26 protein-coding genes are annotated in these 22512 nt (G+C 53.9%); 10 read left to right on the top strand and 16 right to left on the bottom strand.

Annotated elements, in window-relative coordinates; translation table 11 throughout:
• Positions 1-9: 9 nt before the first annotated feature.
• The 7 genes from rpmA to yfmF all read right to left on the bottom strand — a co-directional run bounded on the left by rpmA (position 10) and on the right by yfmF (position 5328).
• On the bottom strand, positions 10-294 hold the full coding sequence (gene rpmA / locus ACLM7Z_RS08890; protein ID WP_087018210.1) for a 50S ribosomal protein L27: 285 nt from the start codon (positions 292-294) through the stop codon (positions 10-12).
• Positions 295-297: 3 nt separating this feature from the next.
• Positions 298-627: a ribosomal-processing cysteine protease Prp gene (locus ACLM7Z_RS08885; RefSeq protein WP_087018212.1), complete on the bottom strand. Its 330-nt coding sequence runs from the start codon at positions 625-627 to the stop codon at positions 298-300.
• 1 nt (position 628) lies between these two features.
• The gene (gene rplU / locus ACLM7Z_RS08880; RefSeq protein ID WP_087018214.1) at positions 629-940 is read right to left on the bottom strand and encodes a 50S ribosomal protein L21; all 312 of its coding nucleotides are present in this window, start codon (positions 938-940) and stop codon (positions 629-631) included.
• A gap of 140 nt (positions 941-1080) precedes the next feature.
• Entirely contained in the window at positions 1081-1938 is an 858-nt protein-coding gene (gene folD / locus ACLM7Z_RS08875; RefSeq protein WP_087018216.1) for a bifunctional methylenetetrahydrofolate dehydrogenase/methenyltetrahydrofolate cyclohydrolase FolD, read from the bottom strand.
• Positions 1935-2792: a prolipoprotein diacylglyceryl transferase gene (lgt, locus tag ACLM7Z_RS08870; protein ID WP_165761058.1), complete on the bottom strand. Its 858-nt coding sequence runs from the start codon at positions 2790-2792 to the stop codon at positions 1935-1937. The genes folD and lgt overlap by 4 nt, the downstream gene beginning before the upstream one ends.
• Complete coding sequence (gene yfmH, locus ACLM7Z_RS08865; protein WP_435644914.1) at positions 2789-4060, bottom strand: EF-P 5-aminopentanol modification-associated protein YfmH; 1272 nt, start codon at positions 4058-4060, stop codon at positions 2789-2791. The genes lgt and yfmH overlap by 4 nt, the downstream gene beginning before the upstream one ends.
• Positions 4057-5328 carry an EF-P 5-aminopentanol modification-associated protein YfmF gene (yfmF, locus tag ACLM7Z_RS08860; RefSeq protein ID WP_435644913.1) on the bottom strand — a complete coding sequence of 424 codons (1272 nt, stop codon included), beginning with the start codon at positions 5326-5328 and terminating at the stop codon, positions 4057-4059. The genes yfmH and yfmF overlap by 4 nt, the downstream gene beginning before the upstream one ends.
• A gap of 183 nt (positions 5329-5511) precedes the next feature.
• Between yfmF and ACLM7Z_RS08855 the strand changes: the two genes are divergently transcribed.
• The 7 genes from ACLM7Z_RS08855 (at position 5512) to trmD (ending at position 9739) form a co-directional block, all read left to right on the top strand.
• Positions 5512-6042: a VanZ family protein gene (locus ACLM7Z_RS08855; protein WP_165761059.1), complete on the top strand. Its 531-nt coding sequence runs from the start codon at positions 5512-5514 to the stop codon at positions 6040-6042.
• Positions 6043-6122: 80 nt separating this feature from the next.
• Positions 6123-6488 (top strand): YlxM family DNA-binding protein, encoded by a 366-nt coding sequence (ylxM, locus tag ACLM7Z_RS08850; RefSeq protein ID WP_087018226.1) that lies wholly within the window; start codon positions 6123-6125, stop codon positions 6486-6488.
• Between the two features lie 9 nt (positions 6489-6497).
• Positions 6498-7880, top strand: coding sequence for a signal recognition particle protein (ffh, locus tag ACLM7Z_RS08845; RefSeq protein ID WP_087018228.1), 1383 nt, complete (start codon positions 6498-6500; stop codon positions 7878-7880).
• Between the two features lie 48 nt (positions 7881-7928).
• Positions 7929-8168: a 30S ribosomal protein S16 gene (gene rpsP, locus ACLM7Z_RS08840; RefSeq protein ID WP_435644912.1), complete on the top strand. Its 240-nt coding sequence runs from the start codon at positions 7929-7931 to the stop codon at positions 8166-8168.
• Positions 8169-8188: 20 nt separating this feature from the next.
• Positions 8189-8419, top strand: a complete 231-nt coding sequence (locus tag ACLM7Z_RS08835) for a KH domain-containing protein (protein WP_087018232.1) — start codon at positions 8189-8191, stop codon at positions 8417-8419.
• A gap of 89 nt (positions 8420-8508) precedes the next feature.
• The gene (gene rimM, locus ACLM7Z_RS08830; protein WP_087018234.1) at positions 8509-9015 is read left to right on the top strand and encodes a ribosome maturation factor RimM; all 507 of its coding nucleotides are present in this window, start codon (positions 8509-8511) and stop codon (positions 9013-9015) included.
• Positions 9005-9739, top strand: coding sequence for a tRNA (guanosine(37)-N1)-methyltransferase TrmD (trmD, locus tag ACLM7Z_RS08825; protein ID WP_087018236.1), 735 nt, complete (start codon positions 9005-9007; stop codon positions 9737-9739). Before rimM ends, trmD begins: the two co-directional genes overlap by 11 nt.
• A gap of 38 nt (positions 9740-9777) precedes the next feature.
• Here the strand turns inward: trmD and ACLM7Z_RS08820 are convergent, their stop codons facing one another.
• On the bottom strand, positions 9778-10701 hold the full coding sequence (locus ACLM7Z_RS08820) for an NAD(P)/FAD-dependent oxidoreductase (RefSeq protein ID WP_087018238.1): 924 nt from the start codon (positions 10699-10701) through the stop codon (positions 9778-9780).
• Positions 10702-11082: 381 nt separating this feature from the next.
• Here ACLM7Z_RS08820 and ACLM7Z_RS08815 point away from each other — a divergent pair, with 381 nt between their 5' ends.
• Positions 11083-11445, top strand: coding sequence for a helix-turn-helix domain-containing protein (locus tag ACLM7Z_RS08815; protein WP_205703611.1), 363 nt, complete (start codon positions 11083-11085; stop codon positions 11443-11445).
• A 114-nt stretch (positions 11446-11559) separates the two neighbouring features.
• Here ACLM7Z_RS08815 and pyk read toward each other — a convergent pair whose 3' ends face one another.
• The 8 genes from pyk to ACLM7Z_RS08775 all read right to left on the bottom strand — a co-directional run bounded on the left by pyk (position 11560) and on the right by ACLM7Z_RS08775 (position 19177).
• Positions 11560-12987 carry a pyruvate kinase gene (pyk, locus tag ACLM7Z_RS08810; protein ID WP_165761060.1) on the bottom strand — a complete coding sequence of 476 codons (1428 nt, stop codon included), beginning with the start codon at positions 12985-12987 and terminating at the stop codon, positions 11560-11562.
• A 340-nt stretch (positions 12988-13327) separates the two neighbouring features.
• Complete coding sequence (locus ACLM7Z_RS08805) at positions 13328-14110, bottom strand: HAD-IIA family hydrolase (protein ID WP_087018244.1); 783 nt, start codon at positions 14108-14110, stop codon at positions 13328-13330.
• Positions 14111-14259: 149 nt separating this feature from the next.
• Positions 14260-14934 (bottom strand): winged helix-turn-helix domain-containing protein, encoded by a 675-nt coding sequence (locus ACLM7Z_RS08800; RefSeq protein ID WP_087018246.1) that lies wholly within the window; start codon positions 14932-14934, stop codon positions 14260-14262.
• 20 nt (positions 14935-14954) lie between these two features.
• The gene (gene phoU / locus ACLM7Z_RS08795) at positions 14955-15614 is read right to left on the bottom strand and encodes a phosphate signaling complex protein PhoU (protein ID WP_087018248.1); all 660 of its coding nucleotides are present in this window, start codon (positions 15612-15614) and stop codon (positions 14955-14957) included.
• Positions 15615-15627: 13 nt separating this feature from the next.
• Positions 15628-16386, bottom strand: coding sequence for a phosphate ABC transporter ATP-binding protein PstB (pstB, locus tag ACLM7Z_RS08790; protein ID WP_087018250.1), 759 nt, complete (start codon positions 16384-16386; stop codon positions 15628-15630).
• 12 nt (positions 16387-16398) lie between these two features.
• On the bottom strand, positions 16399-17298 hold the full coding sequence (gene pstA, locus ACLM7Z_RS08785; protein ID WP_242969794.1) for a phosphate ABC transporter permease PstA: 900 nt from the start codon (positions 17296-17298) through the stop codon (positions 16399-16401).
• Positions 17295-18161, bottom strand: coding sequence for a phosphate ABC transporter permease subunit PstC (pstC, locus tag ACLM7Z_RS08780; protein ID WP_087018252.1), 867 nt, complete (start codon positions 18159-18161; stop codon positions 17295-17297). The genes pstA and pstC overlap by 4 nt, the downstream gene beginning before the upstream one ends.
• Before the next feature lie 83 nt (positions 18162-18244).
• On the bottom strand, positions 18245-19177 hold the full coding sequence (locus ACLM7Z_RS08775) for a substrate-binding domain-containing protein (protein ID WP_242969795.1): 933 nt from the start codon (positions 19175-19177) through the stop codon (positions 18245-18247).
• 547 nt (positions 19178-19724) lie between these two features.
• Here ACLM7Z_RS08775 and ACLM7Z_RS08770 point away from each other — a divergent pair.
• Together ACLM7Z_RS08770 and ACLM7Z_RS08765 are read left to right on the top strand one after the other, a co-directional pair.
• Positions 19725-20114 (top strand): SdpI family protein, encoded by a 390-nt coding sequence (locus ACLM7Z_RS08770; RefSeq protein ID WP_435644911.1) that lies wholly within the window; start codon positions 19725-19727, stop codon positions 20112-20114.
• Between the two features lie 167 nt (positions 20115-20281).
• Positions 20282-22435, top strand: coding sequence for a VanW family protein (locus tag ACLM7Z_RS08765; RefSeq protein WP_435644910.1), 2154 nt, complete (start codon positions 20282-20284; stop codon positions 22433-22435).
• Positions 22436-22512: the final 77 nt, after the last annotated feature.

Below are 22512 nucleotides of genomic sequence, written 5' to 3'. Positions count from 1 at the left end.
AAGAATATCTTACTGCTCGATTTCGTAAACAGAAACCTGCTTGCGGTCACGGCCGAGACGCTCGAAACGAACAACGCCGGTAACCTTTGCAAAAAGGGTGTCATCGGAACCAATGCCGACATTTACGCCCGGATGGATGTGGGTGCCGCGCTGGCGAACCAGAATGTTGCCTGCCGGTACAACCTGACCATCAGCACGCTTAACGCCAAGTCTCTTGGACTCGGAATCACGGCCGTTCTTGGTAGAACCTACGCCCTTTTTATGAGCGAAAAACTGTAAGCTAATCTGAAGCATGACTTACACCTCCATTACTTCGATAAAATCCTGATATCGTGCCTTGAGGTTGACAAAATACAGCATCAAGGCGTCAAGTGCGTTCTGCGCCTGCATCTCATCTGCTTCATCCAGCTTCTTCGGAAGCTCGATGCGGATGCGCGCCTGTTCGTCGTCGACTTCGGTCTTGATGTCCAGACCCAGAACGTCGGCAAGCAGGCAGCTTGTCAGATCCAGATTCGCAGATACCGCCGCACAGACAATGTCTTCGCCTTCCTCCGCGTAGCCCGCGTGTCCGGTTACTTCCACTGCATCAATGCGGCTGCCTGTTGTAAAAAAACGGGCGGTTGTCATCTTACGCGTTGATTGCGCCGATGGTTACCTTGGTGTAGGGCTGTCTGTGACCCTGCTTGCGGCGGTAGCCCTTCTTCGGCTTCATCTTGTAAACGATGATCTTCTTCTGCTTGCCGGTCTTCTCAGCCGTGCCAGCAACGGTAGCGCCCTCAACATACGGAGCACCAACCTTCAGGTCTGCGCCCTCGCCAACTGCCAGGACCTTGTCGAACGTTACGGAAGCACCGTCTTCTACGCCGAGCTTCTCAACGTAAATAACGTCACCTTCGGATACCTTGTACTGCTTGCCACCGGTCTCTAAAATTGCGTACATGCGGTAGCACCTCTCTTTCTTTGATAGAGTCACGCTCTCACGGGCGGTGTCATGAGGCACACTTTTCCAACCCGGTCAATGCGGCTTTTCATATAGTATCACAGCAGTCGCCCGCTGTCAATACCAAATTTCGTGTTTTTTCAGTCCTCGATGCCTGCGTGCAGCTTAGCCGCTTTCAGTGTATTTTTCATCAGCATCGTGATGGTCATCGGGCCGACACCGCCCGGTACCGGCGTCAGATATGCGGCCTTTTCATTGACCTCATCAAAGCAGACATCGCCGCACAGCTTGCCGTTCTTGCGGTTCATGCCGACATCGATGACAGTCGCGCCTTCCTTAACCATATCAGCTGTGACGAAATCCACCTTGCCGACAGCGGCAACGAGAATATCCGCCTGCGCACAGACCTCTTTCAGGTTCTGTGTGCGGGAATGGCAGATGGTCACAGTACCATGGCGGTGCAGCAGCAGCATAGCCATCGGCTTGCCGACGATGTTGGAGCGGCCGATCACGACACAGTTTTTACCCTTCGGGTCAATGTTGTATTCATCCAGCAGCTGCATGACGCCTGCCGGGGTGCACGGCAGAAAATCAAAATTGCCGACCATGATCTTGCCGACATTGACCGGATGGAACGCATCGACATCCTTGCTCGGGTCAATGGCATCAATGACAGCCTGCTCGCTGATGTGCTTCGGTACCGGCAGCTGGCACAGGATGCCGTCAATGCGCGGATTGCGATTGAGCTCATCAATCAGGCCGAGCAGCTGCTCCTGCGTCGTTTCCTCCGGCAGCGCATATTTTTCCGAGTAAAAACCGCACTCCTCACACGCGCGCTCCTTATTGCGCACATAGACCTGCGACGCCGGATCCTCACCGACGATAATAACCGCAAGACCCGGACGCACGCCGCGCTCCTTCAGTCTGTTTACCTCATCCAGAATGCTTCCGCGAACCTTCGCGGAAACCATTTTGCCGTCCATTCGAATTGCACTCATGTTGTTTCCTCCGTGTTTGTATCGTTGTCGTTGACCTCCGCAGCTGTCTCACGCAAAAACGGCATAACCCGATTGAGCAGGAAGCCGCCAAAGCCGATGATAACAGAAATCAGTGCCACCACCTGTGAGACCCGGATGCCTGTGCCCCACAGGTACAGGCTGTCCGTGCGAAGACCTTCTATGAAGAACCGCCCGAGGCCATACCACCCGAAATAGAGCAGCAGAACCTCTCCGCGGTATTTCCGCTTTTTTGAGTAAAAATACAGCAGCACAAAGCCGATGGCATTCCATGCCGATTCGTAAAAAAACGTCGGATGGTTGCCGAATTGTCCCGCCTCGTCAAGGCCCTTGCCGATGACCATGCGCCACGGAAGCGAAGTCTCACTGCCAAACGCCTCACAATTAAAGAAATTGCCCCAGCGCCCGAGCACCTGCCCGATGGGCACAGCGCCCGCAACAAGGTCAAGCATATCCATGCAGTCGATTTTCCTGACACGACAGAACACAATCGCCGTAATCAGACCGCCAATCAGGCCACCGTAAATCGCAAGACCACCGTGCCATACGGCGAAGATCTCCGCTGGGTTGTCCTTATACTTCTCCCATTCAAACGCGACATAGTACAGTCGCGCACAGATAATTGCAATGGGAAGCACAAACAGCATCATATCGAGCAGGTCGTCCGATTTGACGCCGAACTGCTGCGACCGTTTGGATGCATAGGCAATCGCGAGAAGAATGCCCAGTGTAATCACAATACCATACCAGTAAATCGGTTTGGAACCAATGGTAAATGCCACACTGGAAAAATGAAATTCAAGCCCCAGTCCGGGGAACGATACCGTCTGGCTCATGTATTGTCCTCCCTCTGCGGCGCGATAACGGCAAGCGAAGTCATGCCATCTGCCGACCACTGCCGGATACGCCGCACAATGTCCTGCTTCGTGACGGAATGGAAGACCTCCGCGAAGTCGAAACACGATGCGCCGGAAAAGCATGCTTCTGCCTGCATGCGGCACACCTCTGCCGGATCATTTGTCCTGCGGATATATTTGCCATATGCCGCCTTTTTCATGCGTGTAAACACCGCGTCCTCCAGTCCACCGTCTGCGATGCGGCGCATTTCCGCCTCCAGCGCCGCGCGCACCGCCTGCGGGTCACGGCTCTCACCACTGAACATGGCACATGCGCCGTCCGGGAACGTAAAGTAATCCGGGTCAAACGTGCGGTCAATCAATCCGTCACGGTACAAACGCTCGTACAGCGGCGCGGACTTGCCGCATACGCAAGTTGCTGCCAACTCACCAATCAGCTGACGCGCATACGGCTGCTCCGGCACGGTATCTTTACAGCCCAGGATAAACATCGGGCGCGACACCGCCATACGTCGCTCTATATAAGGTAGCATTGCCTGTTTCGGCTCCGTACCATAGTCACGCGCCGCAATGCGCGCGGATTTCTTCGGTGTCATTCGCTCTGCCATCTCCACGACGCGGTCAAAGTCGTACCGGCCGCATACAATCAGCGCAAGATTTGCAGGAGAATAAAAGGCGCAATGGCAGACGCCCAGCACCTGCGGGTCAATCGGTTCAATCGTCTGCTTGCTGCCGGCGACTGAAATGCGCACCGGATGCTCGGCATACAGCCCCTCCAGCACGCCGACATAAGCCTGCCAGCTCGGTGTATCATCCAGCATACCAATCTCCTGCCCGATGATGCCCTTTTCCTTCGCAACATTCTGATCTGTAAAATACGGTGTTGTCACAAACCGCAGCAAAATTTCCAGGCAGTCATAAAACCGATCGGTGCACGTAACATGGTATGCCGTCATCGTATGGCTGGTGAACGCGTTCGGCTGCGCGCCGAGCGCGGTAAACTTTTGCAGCGCATTGCCGTCCTCCTCCTCAAACATCTTGTGCTCAAGGAAATGTGCAATGCCCGGCGTGACGTCGTACTTTGTCCCGTCCAGTGTAAACCGGCAGTCAACCGAACCGAAATTCACGGCGAGCATGGCAAATGTCTTTGTGCCGCGCTCGCGCGGGACGCAGTAAATATGCAGGCCGTTGTCCAGAACCGTCGTCTGGATGCAGTCATCTAAATTCGGATACGAAATGGTAGTCATGCGCCCGCTCCTTTGAGAAAATATACCGTGTCCGGCACCGCTCTGCGCGCCGCACGGGTGACGTCCTCTGCCGTCACCGTCTGGATGCGCGCAATCAGCTCATCCAGTGTTTCAGTCAGACCTGCCGCTGCCTGCGTCTGGTAAAAATTTTCCAGCGACAGCGGAGAATCCTGCATCGCCCGCAGTGATGCCGTCACTGACCGGCGCGCAACCTCGACCTCATCGACAGTCATGCCGTCCTGCATCTCCTCCAGCTGATGCAAAATCTCTGCGCGCGCCTTCGGTTCGCTTTGGTTCTCAATGCCGGAAGATACCGCCATGACGCCCTTGAGCTTGTCCGTCTGGGAAGACGCATAATAGCACAGGCTCAGCTGCTCACGTACCGTGCGGAACAGACGCGACGAGGTCGTACCGCCGAAGCAGGCGTTAAACAGCACCATCGCGGGATAGTCATCGTCAAATGCGGTGATGCCCGTGCGCAGGCCAATGGTCAGCTTGCCCTGTGCGACCGGCTCTTCCTCGGTCACTTCACGCAGCGCTGTGCCCTGCGACGCGCGCGGCGCATCAAACTGCGGGCAGATCAGTGCATTTCGCTCCGGGAACGCCTGCATCGCCTCGCGCAGCTGTTGTGCGACAGTTTCCGCCGGCAGCGAGCCGCAATAGAACAGCTCAAGCGGCGCGGTCTGAATGACGCTTTGATAGTGCATCTCCAACGCCTCCGGCGAGACCGCACGGACAGCATCGATGTCACCCAGCTCCACCGCACTGTATGCCTCCTGTGCACACATATGCTGGTACATACGCCGCACCGCCCATGACCGTTTGTCATCCGGCAGTGACGCAATGCGCGCACACAGCTGCTCTGCCTCACGGGCAACCGTCCCGGCCTCAAATCTGTCCGGTTCAAGCAGCAGCGCGGAAAGCAGCTGTGCCGTCCCGGCAAACAGGCTGCCCTCACCCGGCATAGCAAATCGCTCATCAATCACATCCGCGACAAAACCCACCAGCTGTGCCTCGCCGCGCTTGCGCACAATCGGTTCCAGCCGCGCGCCATACAGGTTGTCCAGCTGTGCCGCAACTGCCTGGTGCCCCGGATAGGCGCGGCTGCTGCTGCGCAGAACATAAGGCAGCAGCGCCGATTTGCTTCTTCCCTCTGCGCCCAGCGGAAGCGCAAGCATCGCGCTCAGGCACGAGGTCTTGGACTGTTTGGTTGTCACGCAGGTCAGCCCGATCCCGTCTTTCAGTGACATTCTCGTTGTATGGTACATATTTGTCTCCGTTACATGGCAATGGCGCAGAACGCCCGTTTCTCTGTGCTATTATATCGCTGTTTTTACCTTTCGTCTACCCGTTACTGTGTCGTTTTTTGCTTTCACTGCCATTTTGATTGCATTTGCCGCCTGCGAGTGGTATGATTATAATTCAATGAAAACCGGAAAGGAGTTTTGTGCGTGTCGGTAAAAAAACGGCGCTCTCCGCTGATTACGGTGCTGCTCTGGCTGTGCCTGATTGCCTATGTGCTGCTTTTGCTCAAGGTAATTCTGTTTAAATTCGATCACGACACCATTGTCAACATATTAAATGATACTGACGAGCTGGCGTATACCCGTGTCAATCTCGTCCCGTTCCAGACCATCCGTTTTTACGCGTTCTCCGGCCGCGTTCCCGCGTCCGTCGCAGTGCGCAACCTCGCCGGAAATATCGTCGCATTTATGCCCATCGGCATTCTGATTCCGCTGGTCACGCGCAGCCTGAGCCTTGGCCGCACATTCCTCGTTGGTTTTGTGCTGAGCGCAGGCATCGAGCTGACACAATACCTCACCGGGCTGGGCTCATGTGACATCGATGATATCATCTTAAACGTCCTCGGCGCAATGTCTGTCACACTGATTCTCGCTGTGCTCGACCTGATCGGATTTTTTCTCAAAAAAATCACAAAAATTATGCGAAAATCTCTTGACAAAAAACACAGACGGGTTTAGAATACCAAAAGTGTTGTAAAGCAAAATACCTTTACAAAGGTCAAAGCCTTTACACCACAGTGTTTCATCGGAGGTGTGTCATGAAGAACAAACCGTTTGAAATGTGCATGCTCTATGATTTTTACGGTGAAATACTCACGGCGAAGCAAAAAGAGCTGTTCGACCTGTATTACAACGATGACCTCTCGCTGGCGGAAATTTCCGAACACATGGGCATTACCCGTCAGGGCGTGCGCGACGGCATCTTGCGCGCGGAACGCACGCTGCGCGACACCGAGGAAAAGCTCGGGCTGGTCGCAAAATACGGTCAGACACAATCCGATCTGGAGCGTCTGGCGGATATCGTCTGGGAGCTGCGCGGCATCAACAACGTGCGCTACCACGATCCGAAGATTGCAGAATTGTGCGAACAGGCATTCCAGATTGCCAAACAGCTTTCGGAATAAGGAGAAATCATGGCATTTGAAGGTCTTTCCGAAAAAATCACTTCTGCCTTTAAGAAGCTGAAAAGCCGCGGCCGTCTGAGCGAGGCCGACGTCAAAAGCGCAATGCGCGAAATCAAGCTGGCGCTGCTCGAAGCAGATGTCAACTTTAAGGTCGTCAAGGACTTTACCAAAACCGTGACCGAGCGAGCAACCGGTGCAGAGATTCTCGAAAGCCTCTCGCCTGCGCAGCAGGTCATCAAAATTGTCAACGAAGAGCTGACCAAGCTCATGGGCGGCTCCAACGCAAAAATTAACATCTCCCCCAATCCCCCGACTGTCGTCATGATGGTCGGCCTGCAAGGTGCCGGTAAGACAACAAACGGCGCCAAGCTCGCTGGATTGTTCAAAAAACAGCAGCAGAAGCGCCCGCTGCTCGTCGCCTGCGACGTGTACCGCCCTGCTGCCATCGATCAGCTCAAGGTTGTCGGCGAAAAGTTGGATATCCCGGTCTTTGAAATGGGACAGGGCGACCCGGTGGAAATTGCCAAGGCGGGCGTGGATTACGCAAAGAAGAATGCGTATGACATGGTCTTCCTCGACACCGCCGGACGGCTCCACATCGACGAAGCGCTGATGGATGAGCTGAAAAACATCAAGGCGGAGGTTCAGCCCTCCGAAATCATGCTGGTTGTCGACGCGATGACCGGTCAGGACGCCGTCAACGTGGCAACCGCGTTTGACGATGCACTCGGGATCGACGGCATTCTGATGGCAAAGATGGACGGTGACGCTCGCGGCGGCGCAGCCCTCTCCACCAAGGCCGTCACCGGCAAGCCGATTAAATTCATCGGCACAGGCGAAAAGCTCGCCGACATCGAACCGTTCCACCCCGACCGCATGGCATCCCGCATCCTGGGCATGGGCGACATGCTCACGCTGATTGAAAAGGCACAGGAGAATTACGACGCCAAGAAGGCCGCGGAGCTGGAAAAGAAAATGCGTGCCAACCGCCTGACGCTGACGGATTTCGCCGATCAGCTCGCGCAGTTCAAAGACCCGGAAGCCATGCAGAACATGCTCTCCATGATCCCGGGCATGGACTCCAAGGCACTTTCTGGCGCGCAGGTCGATGAAAAGGCGGTCGCACATGTCGAAGCGATCATCAGTTCCATGACGCTGAAGGAGCGGGAAAATCCCTCCATCATCAACTTCAGCCGCAAAAAGCGTATTGCGGCGGGCTGCGGCCTGAAAATTGAGGATGTCAATCGTCTGCTCAAGCAGTTTGAGATGATGCAGAAGATGACCAAGCAGCTGAACGGCATGACAAAGCGCGGCAAAAAGCGCGGCGGCATGAACTTCCCCGGCATAGGTAACTTAGGCAAACGCGGCGGCGGCTTCCGCTTCCCGTTTTAATATCGTGTAAAGAAATTTACAATAATCAATTCACAGGAGGTGAAAACCATGGTAAAAATCAGACTTCGCAGACTGGGTGCTAAGAAGGCTCCTTTCTACCGTATCGTTGTCGCTGATTCCCGTTACCCGCGTGACGGCCGTTTCATCGAGGAAATCGGCACCTACAATCCGCTGGTTAACCCGGTTGAGATCAAGATCGATGGCGAGCGCGCACAGCAGTGGATCAAGAATGGCGCACAGCCGACCGATACCGTACGTGCACTGCTGAAGAAATCCGGCGTACTGTAATGCAAGTGAGGTTGTTTTAGATGAAAGAACTTTTGACCTACATCGCAAAGAACCTTGTAAACGACCCGGACGCTGTCAGTGTGACCGAAACCACGCAGGGCGAGGAGATCATTTTTGAACTCCGCGTCGCTCCTGATGATATGGGTAAGGTTATCGGCCGTCATGGTCGCATCGCAAAGGAAATTCGTACTTTGATGAAGGCGGCCGGAAATCGTCAAAATAAAAAGGTATCTGTCGAAATCGTCGACTGAGTCTTTTCGAGAGCCGCATCGCGGCTCTTTTTTTCTGCTATTGAAATTTCGGGCGTAGCTCACGCCCTGCATTCCCCGTGGAGGATTTTATGAAGAAGCAATTTCTGGAAATCGGCAAGATTGTCAACACGCATGGCGTGCGCGGCGATGTCAAGGTGCAGCCGTGGTGCGATTCCCCCGACTTTCTCGCCGAATTCGATACGTTATACCGCAAGGATCGGACACCGGTGACCATTCTCTCCGCGAAGGTGCACAAGGGCTGTGTGCTCATGCATCTCGAGGGCGTGGACACCATGGAGCAGGCGCAGCAGCTGCGCGGCATGACACTGTATATGAACCGCGACGACGTCGAACTGGAGGAAGGCGCGTTCTTCATTCAGGATGTCATCGGCCTGCCGGTCTATGACGAACGGGTCGGCCATGAAATCGGCGTGGTTAAGGAGATCAACGACGGCCCTGCGGGCGATTTGTATGTCATTCAGGACGGCAAATCTCAGCATCTGATTCCGGGCATGCCGTTTGTCGAAAATGTCGATTTGGAAAACGGCCGGGTCACTGTCCGCACGATTGAAGGGCTGCTCAGCGATGAAGATTGATATTCTCACCCTGTTCCCCGAAATGGTGGACTGCGTGATGCACACCAGTGTCATCGGACGCGCACAGCAGGCGGGGCTGATTGAAATCAATGCTGTCAACATCCGCGATTTCACGTTGGACAAGCACAACCGCGTGGATGACACGCCCTATGGCGGCGGCAAGGGTATGGTCATGCAGGCCGATCCGCTGTACCGCTGCCACGAACACGTGACCGGCGGCACACATGTCCACACCGTCCTGATGAGTGCACAGGGCGCGCCGTTCTGCCAGAATAAGGCACGCGAGCTGTTGGCGCACGAGCATGTCATCCTCGTCTGCGGCCATTATGAAGGCATTGACCAGCGTTTTATCGACGAGTGCGTCGACGAGGAAATTTCCATCGGCGACTTTGTGCTGACTGGCGGCGAAATTCCTGCGATGGCAGTCGCAGACGCGGTCTGCCGCATGGTGCCCGGTGTACTCGCAGAAGAGGTCTGCTTCACCGAAGAGAGCCACTGGAGCGGCCTGCTGGAATATCCGCAGTATACCAAGCCTGCGATCTGGCACGACCGCGCCGTGCCGGATGTCCTGCTATCCGGGCATCACGCCAACATTGAAACCTGGCGGCGCAAAAAAAGTCTGGAACGAACCAAAAACGACCGCCCGGACCTGTTTGCGAAGTTTGAACCGCAGGATAAGCGCGACCGTAAGCTCTTGCAGGAGCTGGAAGCTGAATCAGAATAACCGCGAAATCTTTGAAAAAGCGCTCATCTGAACAGAGTTCAGATGAGCGCTTTGCTTTCTCCCTGCAAATATCGTTCCGCAGATACAACACAGCTCGCGCCGTCTGCCGCTGCCGTCACAGCCTGACGCAGCGGCTTGCTGCGGATGTCTCCTGCTGCAAACAGGCCGGGCAGATTCGTTTTGCCGTCCTCTCCCGTCAGCAGATATCCGGCCGCATCGCGTGCGGTCTCCGGCGGCAGACAATCCGTATGCGGCACGGAGCCGACTGCAATAAACACACCGTCCGTTGGGATCGTGCGTTTTACGCCCTGTGTATCTGTGGTAAATGCCGTGACCTGCTCCTTCCCGTGAATCGCCAGCACGACAGTGTTCCACAAAAAAACTACATTTTTCTTTGTGCGCAGCAATTCCTGCCGCCGCCGGTTGGCGCGCAGAGTCTCACGCCGGTGTACCAGATACACGGTTTCCGCCAAGTCGGACAGATATAAGGCATCGTCCACGGCGGTATCCCCGCCTCCGACAACCGCGACCGTCTTTCCACGAAAAAATGCGCCATCACAGGTTGCACAGTATGACACACCGTGTCCGGTATACTGTTCCTCTCCCGGCACCTCCAGCCTGCGTCGCTGCGTGCCCATGGCGGCGATGACTGCGCGCGCCTTATATCGCGTTCCATCCGCACACTGCACCTCCCAATGTGATTGCCTTTGAATAAGGCGCAATACCTCTGCGGTCTCAAACACACTGCCCAGTGCTTCCGCATGCCTGCGCATCGCCTGTGCGAGGTCAAATCCGGATATCTGTGTCATTCCGGGATAATTTTCCACCTGCACGGCTTCTGCCAGTTGTCCGCCACCCATGCCGTCGCGTTCGAGTGTGCGCGCCTCCAGTGCTGCGCGCTGCGCATAAACGGACGCGCTCAACCCCGCGACACCTGCACCGACAATAATCAAATCCAGCATCTGCTTTCGCCTCGTTTCTGTCTGGAATATCCTTAGGTTTCCTGAAACAAGGTGAATTTATTCCATCGGAAACATAACAAAGGGCATGCCGTCCCTGTATGGAACACGGCATGCCCTTCCGCAGTGCGCCCCCGGGCGCAATCCCCCAGTGTTGACTTTTCAAATCCCCTTCAACCAGCTCGCGCAGCGCCTTGCCGCCGCAACAAACCGAACAGGTACAAGAAAAAATCAGCATATAGAAATAGGCTATTTCCTGTATCTAAGATATCATATTTCCTTCCGCCTGTCAATATCTAAAGATATTTATATATAATATCTTTAGAATTTTGATAGAGTCACAAATTTCGCATACATTATAAGTAAACCATGTGGGAAGTGATTGTGATAGATAGTCAAAAGCAAAAGATTACAGCGGAAACCGGACAGCGAATCCGCCATTTCCGCCAGCTGCGCGGCATCAGTCAGGAAGCGCTTGCGCTGAAAATTGGAATGAGTCCGGCCTATCTCGGACATTTGGAGCGTGGACTGAAATGTCCGACCATCGATACCCTTCACCGCATCACCGATGCACTGGGAATCTCGCTGTCAGATTTCTTTTCCTGCGACAACCTGGACAGCACCCGTGAACAGGAAACCCGCATCCAGCTTGCCATGCGACAGATTCCACCTCACAAAATGGAGCACATCGTTAAAATAATCGAAGAGTTAGCTGCATTGTATAAAGATGAAACCGGCACAGCCTGAACGTGACATGCACCTCATTTGCAGATAGTATCTCATACTGTCTGACAAATGGGGGCAGTTCATCTCGGGCTGTGCCGGTTTTATTTTAATAAAAATCGAAGTATTTGACGTATGTTATGCGTTGCTGCCGACAACCTGAACCTTAATCATGTTGGTCGTGCCGGAAACACCGATCGGAACACCAGACGTAATGACAGCGATGTCGCCTTCCTTCATCAGCCCCTGATCTCTGGTAGTATCCAATGCGTAATCGAACAGATCAAATACATTGTTCTTTTCCTCAACCAGAACCGGGCTGACACCCCATACGAGGTTGAGCTGGTGTGCGACCGTTTCGGACGGCGTACAGCCGATGATATCACAATCCGGACGATAGCGTGCAACCATACGCGCCGAGCGGCCGGACTTGGTTACCGTGACAATTGCGCGCGCATTCAGGTCATGCGCTGTCGTGCAGGTCGCATGGCAGATTGCATCCGTAATATCCGGATTTGCCTTTCTGTCGCGGACAAAGAAGCGCTTGCGGTAGTCGATGTCTTCCTCTGTGCGCTCCGCAATGCGCGCCATCATGGTCAGCGCCTCAACCGGGTACAGGCCGGCAGCGGTTTCGCCGGACAGCATGATTGCGCCGGTACCGTCATAAATTGCGTTTGCAACGTCGGTGACCTCCGCACGAGTCGGGCGCGGATTCTTCATCATGGAATCCAGCATCTGCGTCGCCGTGATGACCTGCTTACCTGCCAGCGTAACCTTCTTAATCAGCAGCTTCTGGATCGACGGAACATCCTCTGCCGGAATTTCAACGCCCATGTCGCCGCGGGCAATCATAACACCATCTGCCAGCGCAACAATGCCGTCGATGTTCTCAACGCCCTGCTGATTTTCAATCTTTGCAATGATGTTGATGTTTTCGCCGCCATTCTCATCCAGCAGCATGCGCAGCTGCTGTACGTCGTCCGGCGTGCGGACAAACGATGCCGCGATAAAGTCAACACCTTGCTCAATGCCGAACTTGATGTCTTCCTTATCCTTATCGCTCAGATACGGAATGGACAGATGTACGTCCGGTACATTGATGCCCTTGTGGTTGGAAACTGCGCCATCATTCAGGACACGGCACAGAATATCCTGCTCCTGCGTCTGCTCCACACGCAGCTCAATCAGACCGTCGTCGATCAGAATGCTCGTGCCCGTCTGCACATCCTTGTACAGATCCGGATAGGTAATCTGAATCTTTTCCGGCGTACCCAGGCAGGCGCGCGGGGTCAGGCGGAGCACCTCGCCCTTCTTCAGGAAAATCTTTCCGTCCTTCATATCGCCGGTACGGATTTCCGGTCCCTTGGTGTCCAGCAGGATGGCGATCGGCAGACCAGCTTCCTCACGAACTTTCTTCAGGCAGTCCATGCGCTGCTTGTGCTCCTCATGCGAGCCATGCGAAAAGTTGAAGCGCGCGACGTTCATGCCGGCCTGCGCCATCTGCCGCAAAACCTCGATGTCGTCGGTAGACGGGCCCATCGTACAAATAATTTTCGTTTTTCTCATAACCAATACCTCACAAAATACCCACGGGCATCCATTCTCAAATGCCCTCACACCGCACCAATTCAGTGCAAACGAAACCAACAATTTCCCAACAAAGTACAAATTCTTTGTACTTTTATGGGTTGTTCCTATCCCCTAACATCCTAATCGGATTATACCATATTGCACAAAAACAGTCAATTGTTTTTATGCATGATTAACAAGATATTTTCGCCCGATCAATCGTATGTTTCGCCGAGGCTATTGTGTCCAATTCTGAGTGGTTTATGCCGGTTTTGAGCAAAAAAGCACCCGAACAGAGCCAAAACCTGTCCGGGCGCAATTTATAAAAATATGCAGTTTATTCTGCTGCGGGCGGAATTTCGCCGACACCGGACAGCACAAGGCGCGGACGGTACGGGAATTTATCGATATCCTCCGGAGCGGTTACACCGGACAGCACGAGAACGGTATCCAGGCCGGATTCAATGCCCGCGATCATATCAGTGTCCATGCGGTCACCCACCATTGCGGCCTCTTCAGAATGCACACCGAGCATGCGCAGGCCGGTGCGCATCATCAGCGGGTTCGGCTTTCCGACAAAGTATGCCTTCTTACCGGTCGCCCGCTCAATCGGAGCGATCAGCGCGCCGCAGCCGGGCACAATCCCGCTTTCCGTCGGGCCAGTGATATCGGAATTCGTACCGATCAGCTTTGCCCCCTTGTTGACCAGGCGGATCGCACGGACAATATTGTCATAGCTGAATGACTCCGGCTCGCCGATAACAACATAATCCGGATCAATCTCATTGACCGTGATGCCTGCGGCAAACAATGCATTCTGTAAGCCATGGTCACCGACGACATAAGCGCTGCATCCCGGCGCCTGATGGCTGAGGAAGCTCGCCGTCGCCAGTGCACTCGTATAAAAGTGTGACTCATCGACATCCAGACCCATGCGCGCCAGCTTCTGCTGAAGCTCCTTCGGCGTATAGTGGCTGGAATTGGTCAGGAACAGAAAATGCTTGTTTTCGCGCTGGAGCCAGTCGACAAACTCACGCACGCCGGGCAGAATTTTGTTCCCGTGGTAGATGACACCGTCCATATCACAGATAAAGCCGGATTTCTCTCTCAAACGATCCATACAGTCTTTTCCTTCTTTCCGTATTCAGAATGACCGTCCGCTCTGACGGCCTATATTCAAGGTATCAGAATGATGCGCACATGTCAACCATACATAAAAAAATCCCCTCATATATACCGCATATTCGCGCAAATATATGAGGGAATGCATCAGCCGATTTTATAACCCACGCCGCGGATGGTCTGAATTTTGGTGCCGTCGTCATCGATTTTCCGGCGCAGCGTATTGATATGGATATCCACCGTGCGTGTTTCGACATCATAGCCTGTGTCCCACACATGCTCCATAATGCTTTCGCGCGTGACAACGCGCCCCTGATTTTCCAGCAGAAACCACAGCAGCTTGAACTCCTTGCGTGTCAGATGGATTTCCTCACCGCGCAGGGTGACAATATGGCTGTCTCCAAAGATGGATACATCCTTATATGTATAATGTTCCTCTGTATCCTCTCCATTCGCGCCTGTTCGCCGTGCAACCGCGCGGATGCGCGAAAGCAGCTCAAGGATACCGAACGGCTTTGCCACATAATCGTCGGCGCCGAGATCCAACCCGGTCACCTTATCCATTTCCGATGCCTTTGCAGTCAGCATGATGATGGGGATGGACGCAGTCCGGTCGGATGCGCGCAGTCGCTTCAAAATGGACAGTCCATTCTCACCCGGCAGCATAATATCCAGCAGGATCATATCAGGCAGACGCGCGCGCATGGCTACATTCAGCTCCCGGCCACTTTCAAATCCGCTCGCCTCAAATCCGTTGCCGCTGAGCGCGTACAGCACCATCGTGCGGATGCTCTCATCGTCTTCGACCAGATAGATGTTCATTCCCTTTCCCTCTCTGTGCTTCAGCCCAGCACGCGCATCTTTTTATGCGTGCCGGTGATGGAAAATTCAACCCACTCGGAGATATTGACCGCGTGATCTCCAATGCGTTCAAAATACTTGGCAATCATCATGATGTCCATCGCCTGCTCTGCGTCCTCAAGCGATTCGTGGATGCGCTCCACCAGCACGGTACGTGTCTCCGAAAACAACTTGTCTACGACATCATCATACTCAACAACGGCATGTGCTGCCGCAAGGTCTCGTGCAACAAAGGCATCGATAGAATCACGTACCATTTTAATGGTCGCCTCCGCCATATACGACAGCTGCTCCGGCGCAACATACGACGGCTTTTCACACAGGAACAGCGTGACCTCTGCAATATCCTCCGCGAGGTCGCCGATCCGTTCCATATCGGTAATCATTTTGAGGGCAGTCGAAATTTCGCGCAGATCACGCGCCACCGGCTGCTGCTGAAGCAGCAGCTTGAGGCAGGCACTCTCAATTTCACGCTCCTTCTGGTCGACCTCCTTGTCGCCCGCCATCGTTATGCGTGCCAGATCAGCGTCATATTTTTTCAATGCCTCAACGGCACGGCTGATCGCTGTTTCCACAAGGGCTGCCATCGAAATCAGATCCTCGTGCATTCTGGTTAGTTCTCTGTCAAAACGGTTTCTCATGGGTACCCCTCCATCAGCCGAAACGTCCGGTGATATAATTTTCTGTTCTCTGATCCTTCGGCATGGAGAACAATTCCTCGGTGTTTTCAAATTCGATGACCTCACCCAGCAGGAAGAACGCAGTCTTATCAGATACGCGTGTCGCCTGCTGCATGTTGTGCGTTACCATGACGATGGTATAATCCTTTTTGAGCTCCTGTACCAGATCTTCGACCTTCATCGTGGAAATCGGGTCAAGTGCACTGGTTGGCTCGTCCATCAGCAAAACCTCTGGCTGGATGGCGAGCGCACGCGCGATACAAAGACGCTGCTGCTGTCCGCCGGACATACCCAGCGCACTCTTGTGCAGGCGATCCTTGACCTCGTCCCAGATTGCCGCATCGCGCAGACTCTTTTCGACAATGACATCCAGCTTTGCCTTGTTGCGGATACCGTGCGTGCGCGGGCCGAAGGCGATGTTGTCATAAATGCTCATCGGGAACGGATTCGGCTTCTGGAACACCATGCCGACGCGACGGCGCAGGACATTGACATCCATGCGGTCGAAGATATCTTCTCCGTCCAGTAAAACTGTGCCGTCGATGTGGCAGCCCTCAACCAGATCGTTCATGCGGTTGAGTGTTTTGAGCAGCGTGGATTTGCCGCAGCCGGAGGGACCGATAAATGCGGTGATTTCTTTCTCTGGCAGCTCCAGATTGATGTTCTTGAGCGCATGGAAATCGCCGTAATGCAGGTCAAGATTTTTGATGGAATATTTTGTATTCACAGCCATAACAGACTCCTCTTACTTTTTTGTCAGCTTTCGCGCAATGAGAGCGGAAACGGTATTCATAACCAGTACAATAAGCAGCAGGACAACTGCGGTTGCATATGCCTGGTCGGTATGCAGGCCCTCGCTGGACAGGCAGTACATATGGACTGCCAGCGTGCGGCCGGAAGAAAACAGGCTGGTCGGAATATCTGTCGCCGTGCCCGCTGTATACATGAGTGCAGCAGTTTCGCCGACGACACGGCCGACCGCCAGAATAATGCCCGCCAGAATACCCGGCATGGCTGACGGAAGAACAATGCGGAAAACGGTGCGCAGCTTGCCTGCACCCAGGCCAAAGCTCGCCTCACGGTACATGTCCGGCACAGCAAGCAGTGCCTCCTCTGTGCTTCGCATGATGAGCGGGAGGATCATAATGGACAGCGTCAGCGCACCGGACAGCAGCGACATTTTCCAGCCGAGCTGTGTAACGAAAAACAGCATGCCGAACAGGCCGTAAACGATCGACGGGATACCGGACAGCGTTTCGGTCGTCAGGCGCATCAGGCCGACCAGCTTGTTGCCCTTTTTCGCGTATTCAACCAGATAAACGGCGGTAAATACGCTGATTGGAATCGCAATCAGCAGCGAAAGCAGCGTCATTTCAACCGTTGTGATGATAGAAGGCATCATCGAACAGTTTTCCGATGTGTACTCCAGCGAAAACAGGTCGGGGGTCAGATACGGAATGCCCCGAATCAGGATATAACCGATCAGAAACAGAAGCACAGCAAAGGTAAAGATTGCCGCACTGTAAACAAGGACACGCAGAAGCAGAGACAAAATCCCCTGTGTCGATTTCGGTTCAGAGTCGCGCCTGCCCGTGCGCACGGTTTCGCGCGGCATGGATATTACGCCGCCAGCGGGATTGCTCATGCCTTTTCACCTCTCTTTTTAATCAGTGCAAATGCAAAGTTAATCAACAGAATAAAGATAAACAGGACAACGCCGGTCGCAATCAGAGCTTCGCGGTGCAGGCCGGTCGCATAGCCCATCTCCAGTACAATGTTGGCAGTCATGGTGCGGATTCCCTTGAAAATGCCGCGCGGCATGGCAGCCTGATTGCCGGCAACCATGATAACCGCCATGGTTTCACCGATGGCGCGGCCGATTCCGAGTACGACTGCCGCAAGCAGGCCGGACTTTGCCGCCGGAAGAACTGCAAAGAAAACCGAACGCTCATGCGTCGCACCGAGTGCCAGCGCGCCCTCATAATAGCTGTTCGGAACAGCATTGATAGACGATTCACTCAAGTTGATGACCGTCGGCAGAATCATAATGCCGAGCAGAACTGCCGCCGTCAGCATGCTGACACCGGTACAGCCCGGAATCATACGTGCGAGCGGAACCATGACAACCAGTCCGAAAAAGCCGTAAATAATAGATGGAATTCCCGCCATCAATTGAACCAGAGGTTCCAGAATGCTGTGCAGTTTTTTCGGACAGAAGCGGGACAGATATACCGCAGTCAACACGCCAATCGGCACACCGATGATGACCGCACCCAGCGTGACACACAGGCTGCCGACTATCATCGGAAGAATGCCATAGGATGCCGGTTCGTTTTTCGGTGCCCACTTGGTTCCAAACAGGAAGTCAACAAATCCGATTTCCTTCATCGCCGGAATGCCGTTTGCGAACAGGAACACACAGATCAGGACAACCGCGACAATGGACATACATGCGCACAGGGCAAACAGCCATGACATACCGCGTTCCATAATTTTTTGTCGTTTCATAAAATCCAACCTCAAAAATACGTTCAGATACAACAGTTCCCTCCGGCGGACAATACGTCCGACGGAGGGAAGCTGTGTCACATTCAGCCGATTTCGCTCCAGTCGGTGGTTTCACCGGTGAAGATGCTGCATACCTGCTCGGTGGACAGCTCCTCAATCGGGTTCTCCGGATTGACGATGACCGCAATGCCGTCCAGTGCAATCTGAACCGGGGTCAGGGTCGCCAGCTCTTCCTCGCTCAGCTCACGGGATGCCATGCCGATGTCGCATACGCCCTCAATGGTGTTGTTCATACCGGTGGTGGAGTCAGACTCCTGGATGGTGATCTTGACGTTCGGATTGACCGCTTCATATGCTTCCTTCAGCTTCTCCATAACCGGAGTGACGGAGGAGGAACCTGCAACCGTGATCTCGCCGGTGGAGCCGTCAGAGGTAAACGCGTCTGCATCCTCATTGATCTGGATGTAGCCGTTGTCGGTGACAACCTTCTGACCGTCTGCCGACAGGATGAAGTTCATGAAGTCCTTGGCTGCACCGGTCGGCTCACCCTTGGTTGCGATGTTGAACGGACGGGATACCTTGTAGCTGCCGTTCAGGACATTCTCGGTCGTTGCTTCTGCGCCGTCTATGGCGAGTACCTTGATGGAATCGTTGACAGAGCCCAGGGATGCATAGCCGATGGCATTCTTATCACCGGATACGTTCTGCATCATGACTTCCGTCTGGTTTGCGATGATCGCATCCGCGGTGGTGTTGTCGACCTTTTCATCGCCGTTCTTGGTCTGGATGCCGAACAGTTCGATAAACGCGCCGCGCGTGCCGGAACCATCCTCACGGGATACGACATCGATTGCGCCGCTCATGGAAGCTGCTGCGGAAGAACCGGAACCCTGGTCTGCCGCCGCGCTGTCGGTGCCGGCGTCAGAAGAACTGCCGCAGCCTGCAAGTGCGCTCATCAGTACGATACCTGTCAGCGTCATTGCGCCGAACTTTTTCATTGCCGTTGTAAATTTCATGTTGATTTCCTTTCATGTCTTTGTTGTTTTCGATATTTGCTTTCAACAGTGTCTATTCTAAACGCGCTGTGTAAAGTCATCTACCGGCTTTTCGTAAAATGTTTGTAAATGCAAAAAATCACTCATTTTTCGCAAAATGAATGATTTATATAAATAAAATGTATGAATTTTGTAAAATCGTTGTTGTTTCTCACTTTTCGCTGTGCGGATGCTCATCACCGAAAATCATGTCATCGATGTCCGGACGCTTCGGGTCCGCATGGTAATAATCCCAAATCTGAATCAATGCACTCACCTCCTCTGCCTATTCTATGTCTCTTTCTCTTTGTGTTTCCTGTTAGAATCTACAATACTGACCGGACAAAGTCAACCGAATTTTTCAAACTTTACCGGAGGCATACGAAGAAATTGCATTTGCTTTGCATGTTCTTCCAGTTGTCTGGTAAAGTTTACACAACTTAGCCGTCATTTTGCACGTTGCAAACAACTGCCCTATACGGTAGGATAGTATTACATACAATAACAACAATCGGAAAGGACGATTTCTATGTTTTTCTCACTCCCGTTGCTTTGTGTCTCCTGTCTGCTGCCCGTGATTATGCTGGTTCTCGGCTTCCGCTGGAAGACCTCCGTACCGGCACGCGACGCAAAGCTCAGCTACCACACCACACTCGCCTGCAAATCAGATGAAACGTGGACATTTGCACACCACTGCTTTGCTGCACGCTGCCGCAGGCAGGGAGCTATCCTGCTCATCGCCTCGCTGACCCTGCTGTTTGCATCATTTCTTTTCGTGCCGAACTGGTCGAGCATTATCGCAATGGCGCTGGTCTGCGTACAGGCACTGTCCACCCTGCTGCTGATCCTGCCGGTGGAAAATGCGATCTATGACAACTTCGGCGGCAATGCCCCCGCCGGGACAAACTCTGCTTCCTGAACCGCTTCCCCTTCGGAGACACACGCCGAAGGGGATTTTTTTCTGATACCAGACTGAAAGGAAACTGTCAGCATATTGTTATTGTCATCTTTGTCCATATGGTCTATAATATAAGAAGAAATATTAGCACATTTCACAAATCTGCTGACATACAGGGAGGTATATCCATGAAAACGAGACTACTTTCTGTTCTCCTCGCTGGTACGCTGCTTTTCAGCGGAGTCGGCGAGCTTGCAGTTTCCGCGCAGGCGGTTGAAGCCCAGTCCCCCGCGCCCTCCGTACAGGTGGCTGAAAACCAGCCTGCGGTACAGGAACAGACTGCGACCGATGCACAAAGCATCTCTATTTATCCGAATCAGCTCTGGATGCGTGCCGGCGAGCAGACACAGCTCACCGCTTCCATCCTGCCAGACGATTGCGAAGAAACCGTTTCGTGGTCGGGCAACGATTCTTCTGTCTGCTCGGTCAGCGAAGATGGCACTGTCACCGCATTGAACAACGGTACCGCTGAGATTACCGCTCAAGCGGGCAGTGTTTCGGCAACCTGCACCGTGCAGGTCGGCCTCACTGCACCGACGCTTTCCAGCATTGTCATCGATGACGAACAGCATGCATCGCTGTCCTGGGATCCTGTCCCGGACTGCGACGGCTATCGCGTTTCCCGCCGGGCATCCGAATCGGATGAATGGCAGGACATGGAAACGCTGACCGGAACGAATTGGACGGATATGACCATGACCGCTGTTACCGGTTGGCAATATGGCGTGCGCGCCTACAAGCTGCGCAACAGCCAGACCGACGATGAAGAAACACTCTGGAGCGACTATGTCTGCGCAGAGGTGCCTGTGGTCGAACAGCAACCTGAACTCGATATTCCTGCACGGCCCGCTGCCCCGGTGCTGGTCGGAGCAGAAGCCCTGTCTTCCGGCGGCATCCGCATCAGCTGGAATGCAGTGTCCGGTGCGAGCGGCTACCGCGTTTACCGCAAAAACGGCAGCAAATGGGATCTGCTGCGCGTCATCAAGAGTCCATCCGCAACCAGCTATATCGACGCTTCGGCAGAACCCGCCACCACATATACGTATACCGTCCGCGCATTCAGCCGCGGCGGCAAAAAAATTCTGCTCAGCGATTATGACGCTGTGGGCGTTTCCGCTACAGCTGTCACAATCTCTGTTCCGCATCTCGAAGACATCTCTTCGAGCGCCTATGACCGCCTGACCGTCACCTGGACTGAGGTGCACAAGGCCGAGGGCTATGTCCTCTACCGCCGCACCAGCCCGACTGACAGCTGGACCAAGCTCACAACCATCACCAGTGGTACAACAGACAGCTATACCGATACCACAGTGACCTGCGGACAGACCTATTATTACACACTGTCTGCCTACTGCACGGTGGGGGACAAGAAGATCTACAGCAGCTACGACGAAGCAGGCATCAGCGGAAAGGCACTTCCCGCTGCCCCGGCGCTCAAGAGTGCGGTTTCTGCGAGCGCGACCAGCATTACCCTCACCTGGGGTACAGTCAGTGGTGCAAGCGGCTACCGCATGTACCGCAGGACGAGCACCTCTGAGGCATGGACGTGTATCGGCGACCTCACCGGCTCTACGCGCGACAACTACACCAACACCGGTCTGAAAACCGGTCAGCGCTATTATTATACGGTTGCGGCATTCTGCAAGCTGTCCGACGGCACCATCGTCAAGGGACCCTACAACACCACAGGCATCAGCGCCGTCCCGACGGCAAAACCATACGGCAATGTCTATGCCACATACAGCACCCAGTACAAATCCTCTCAGGTAAACCGCACGACCAATCTCAATATTGCGTGCAAAACCATCAACGGTACCATCCTCAAGCCGGGCGAAACCTTCTCCTTCAACGGTACACTCGGCGTGCGCACACCGGAAAAGGGCTACAAGCCCGCCACTATCTTTACCGGCAGCTCCGGTACTGCGCAGGAGGTCGGCGGCGGCATCTGCCAGGTCGCATCCACCATGTTCAACACCGCCCTGCTCGCCAACAGCACCATCGTCGAACGCTACCCTCATTCGCAGAAGGTCAACTATTGTCCGGTGGGACGCGATGCCGGTATTTACTACGGCTCGAAAAATTTCCAGTTCAAGAACAACACCAATTACAATATTAAGATTAAGTCGTGGATTTCCGACGGAACACTGACCGTCCAGCTGCTCACGACGGAACAGGTCAAACCGCCATCTGTCAGCCTGTCGGTTTCCAAATCCGGCAACACCTATACGCTGAAGCGTACGGTAAACGGCAAAGTCAACTACACGACCAAAAGCACATACTGATTGAAACAGAAGCAACATACGGTGTGGCCTTCGGGCTGCACCGTATTTGATTGGAACAACGTTCTCTTTGCAGCGGT

Source organism: Butyricicoccus porcorum (genome assembly GCF_051246315.1).
GTDB classification, from domain to species: Bacteria; Bacillota; Clostridia; order Oscillospirales; family Butyricicoccaceae; genus Butyricicoccus_A; species Butyricicoccus_A porcorum.
Note: the sequence above shows the minus strand (reverse complement) of the source record. Positions and strands in the feature narration are given on the sequence as shown.

What these genes read in the sequence shown, in the direction of transcription:
- rpmA (WP_087018210.1), bottom strand. Translation starts at nt 294, where the DNA reads ATGCTTCAGATTAGCTTACAGTTTTTCGCTCATAAAAAGGGCGTAGGT.
- ACLM7Z_RS08885 (WP_087018212.1), bottom strand. Translation starts at nt 627, where the DNA reads ATGACAACCGCCCGTTTTTTTACAACAGGCAGCCGCATTGATGCAGTG.
- rplU (WP_087018214.1), bottom strand. Translation starts at nt 940, where the DNA reads ATGTACGCAATTTTAGAGACCGGTGGCAAGCAGTACAAGGTATCCGAA.
- folD (WP_087018216.1), bottom strand. Translation starts at nt 1,938, where the DNA reads ATGAGTGCAATTCGAATGGACGGCAAAATGGTTTCCGCGAAGGTTCGC.
- lgt (WP_165761058.1), bottom strand. Translation starts at nt 2,792, where the DNA reads ATGAGCCAGACGGTATCGTTCCCCGGACTGGGGCTTGAATTTCATTTT.
- yfmH (WP_435644914.1), bottom strand. Translation starts at nt 4,060, where the DNA reads ATGACTACCATTTCGTATCCGAATTTAGATGACTGCATCCAGACGACG.
- yfmF (WP_435644913.1), bottom strand. Translation starts at nt 5,328, where the DNA reads ATGTACCATACAACGAGAATGTCACTGAAAGACGGGATCGGGCTGACC.
- ylxM (WP_087018226.1), top strand. Translation starts at nt 6,123, where the DNA reads ATGAAGAACAAACCGTTTGAAATGTGCATGCTCTATGATTTTTACGGT.
- ffh (WP_087018228.1), top strand. Translation starts at nt 6,498, where the DNA reads ATGGCATTTGAAGGTCTTTCCGAAAAAATCACTTCTGCCTTTAAGAAG.
- rpsP (WP_435644912.1), top strand. Translation starts at nt 7,929, where the DNA reads ATGGTAAAAATCAGACTTCGCAGACTGGGTGCTAAGAAGGCTCCTTTC.
- ACLM7Z_RS08835 (WP_087018232.1), top strand. Translation starts at nt 8,189, where the DNA reads ATGAAAGAACTTTTGACCTACATCGCAAAGAACCTTGTAAACGACCCG.
- rimM (WP_087018234.1), top strand. Translation starts at nt 8,509, where the DNA reads ATGAAGAAGCAATTTCTGGAAATCGGCAAGATTGTCAACACGCATGGC.
- trmD (WP_087018236.1), top strand. Translation starts at nt 9,005, where the DNA reads ATGAAGATTGATATTCTCACCCTGTTCCCCGAAATGGTGGACTGCGTG.
- ACLM7Z_RS08820 (WP_087018238.1), bottom strand. Translation starts at nt 10,701, where the DNA reads ATGCTGGATTTGATTATTGTCGGTGCAGGTGTCGCGGGGTTGAGCGCG.
- pyk (WP_165761060.1), bottom strand. Translation starts at nt 12,987, where the DNA reads ATGAGAAAAACGAAAATTATTTGTACGATGGGCCCGTCTACCGACGAC.
- ACLM7Z_RS08805 (WP_087018244.1), bottom strand. Translation starts at nt 14,110, where the DNA reads ATGGATCGTTTGAGAGAGAAATCCGGCTTTATCTGTGATATGGACGGT.
- ACLM7Z_RS08800 (WP_087018246.1), bottom strand. Translation starts at nt 14,934, where the DNA reads ATGAACATCTATCTGGTCGAAGACGATGAGAGCATCCGCACGATGGTG.
- phoU (WP_087018248.1), bottom strand. Translation starts at nt 15,614, where the DNA reads ATGAGAAACCGTTTTGACAGAGAACTAACCAGAATGCACGAGGATCTG.
- pstB (WP_087018250.1), bottom strand. Translation starts at nt 16,386, where the DNA reads ATGGCTGTGAATACAAAATATTCCATCAAAAATCTTGACCTGCATTAC.
- pstA (WP_242969794.1), bottom strand. Translation starts at nt 17,298, where the DNA reads ATGAGCAATCCCGCTGGCGGCGTAATATCCATGCCGCGCGAAACCGTG.
- pstC (WP_087018252.1), bottom strand. Translation starts at nt 18,161, where the DNA reads ATGAAACGACAAAAAATTATGGAACGCGGTATGTCATGGCTGTTTGCC.
- ACLM7Z_RS08775 (WP_242969795.1), bottom strand. Translation starts at nt 19,177, where the DNA reads ATGAAATTTACAACGGCAATGAAAAAGTTCGGCGCAATGACGCTGACA.
- ACLM7Z_RS08770 (WP_435644911.1), top strand. Translation starts at nt 19,725, where the DNA reads ATGTTTTTCTCACTCCCGTTGCTTTGTGTCTCCTGTCTGCTGCCCGTG.
- ACLM7Z_RS08765 (WP_435644910.1), top strand. Translation starts at nt 20,282, where the DNA reads ATGAAAACGAGACTACTTTCTGTTCTCCTCGCTGGTACGCTGCTTTTC.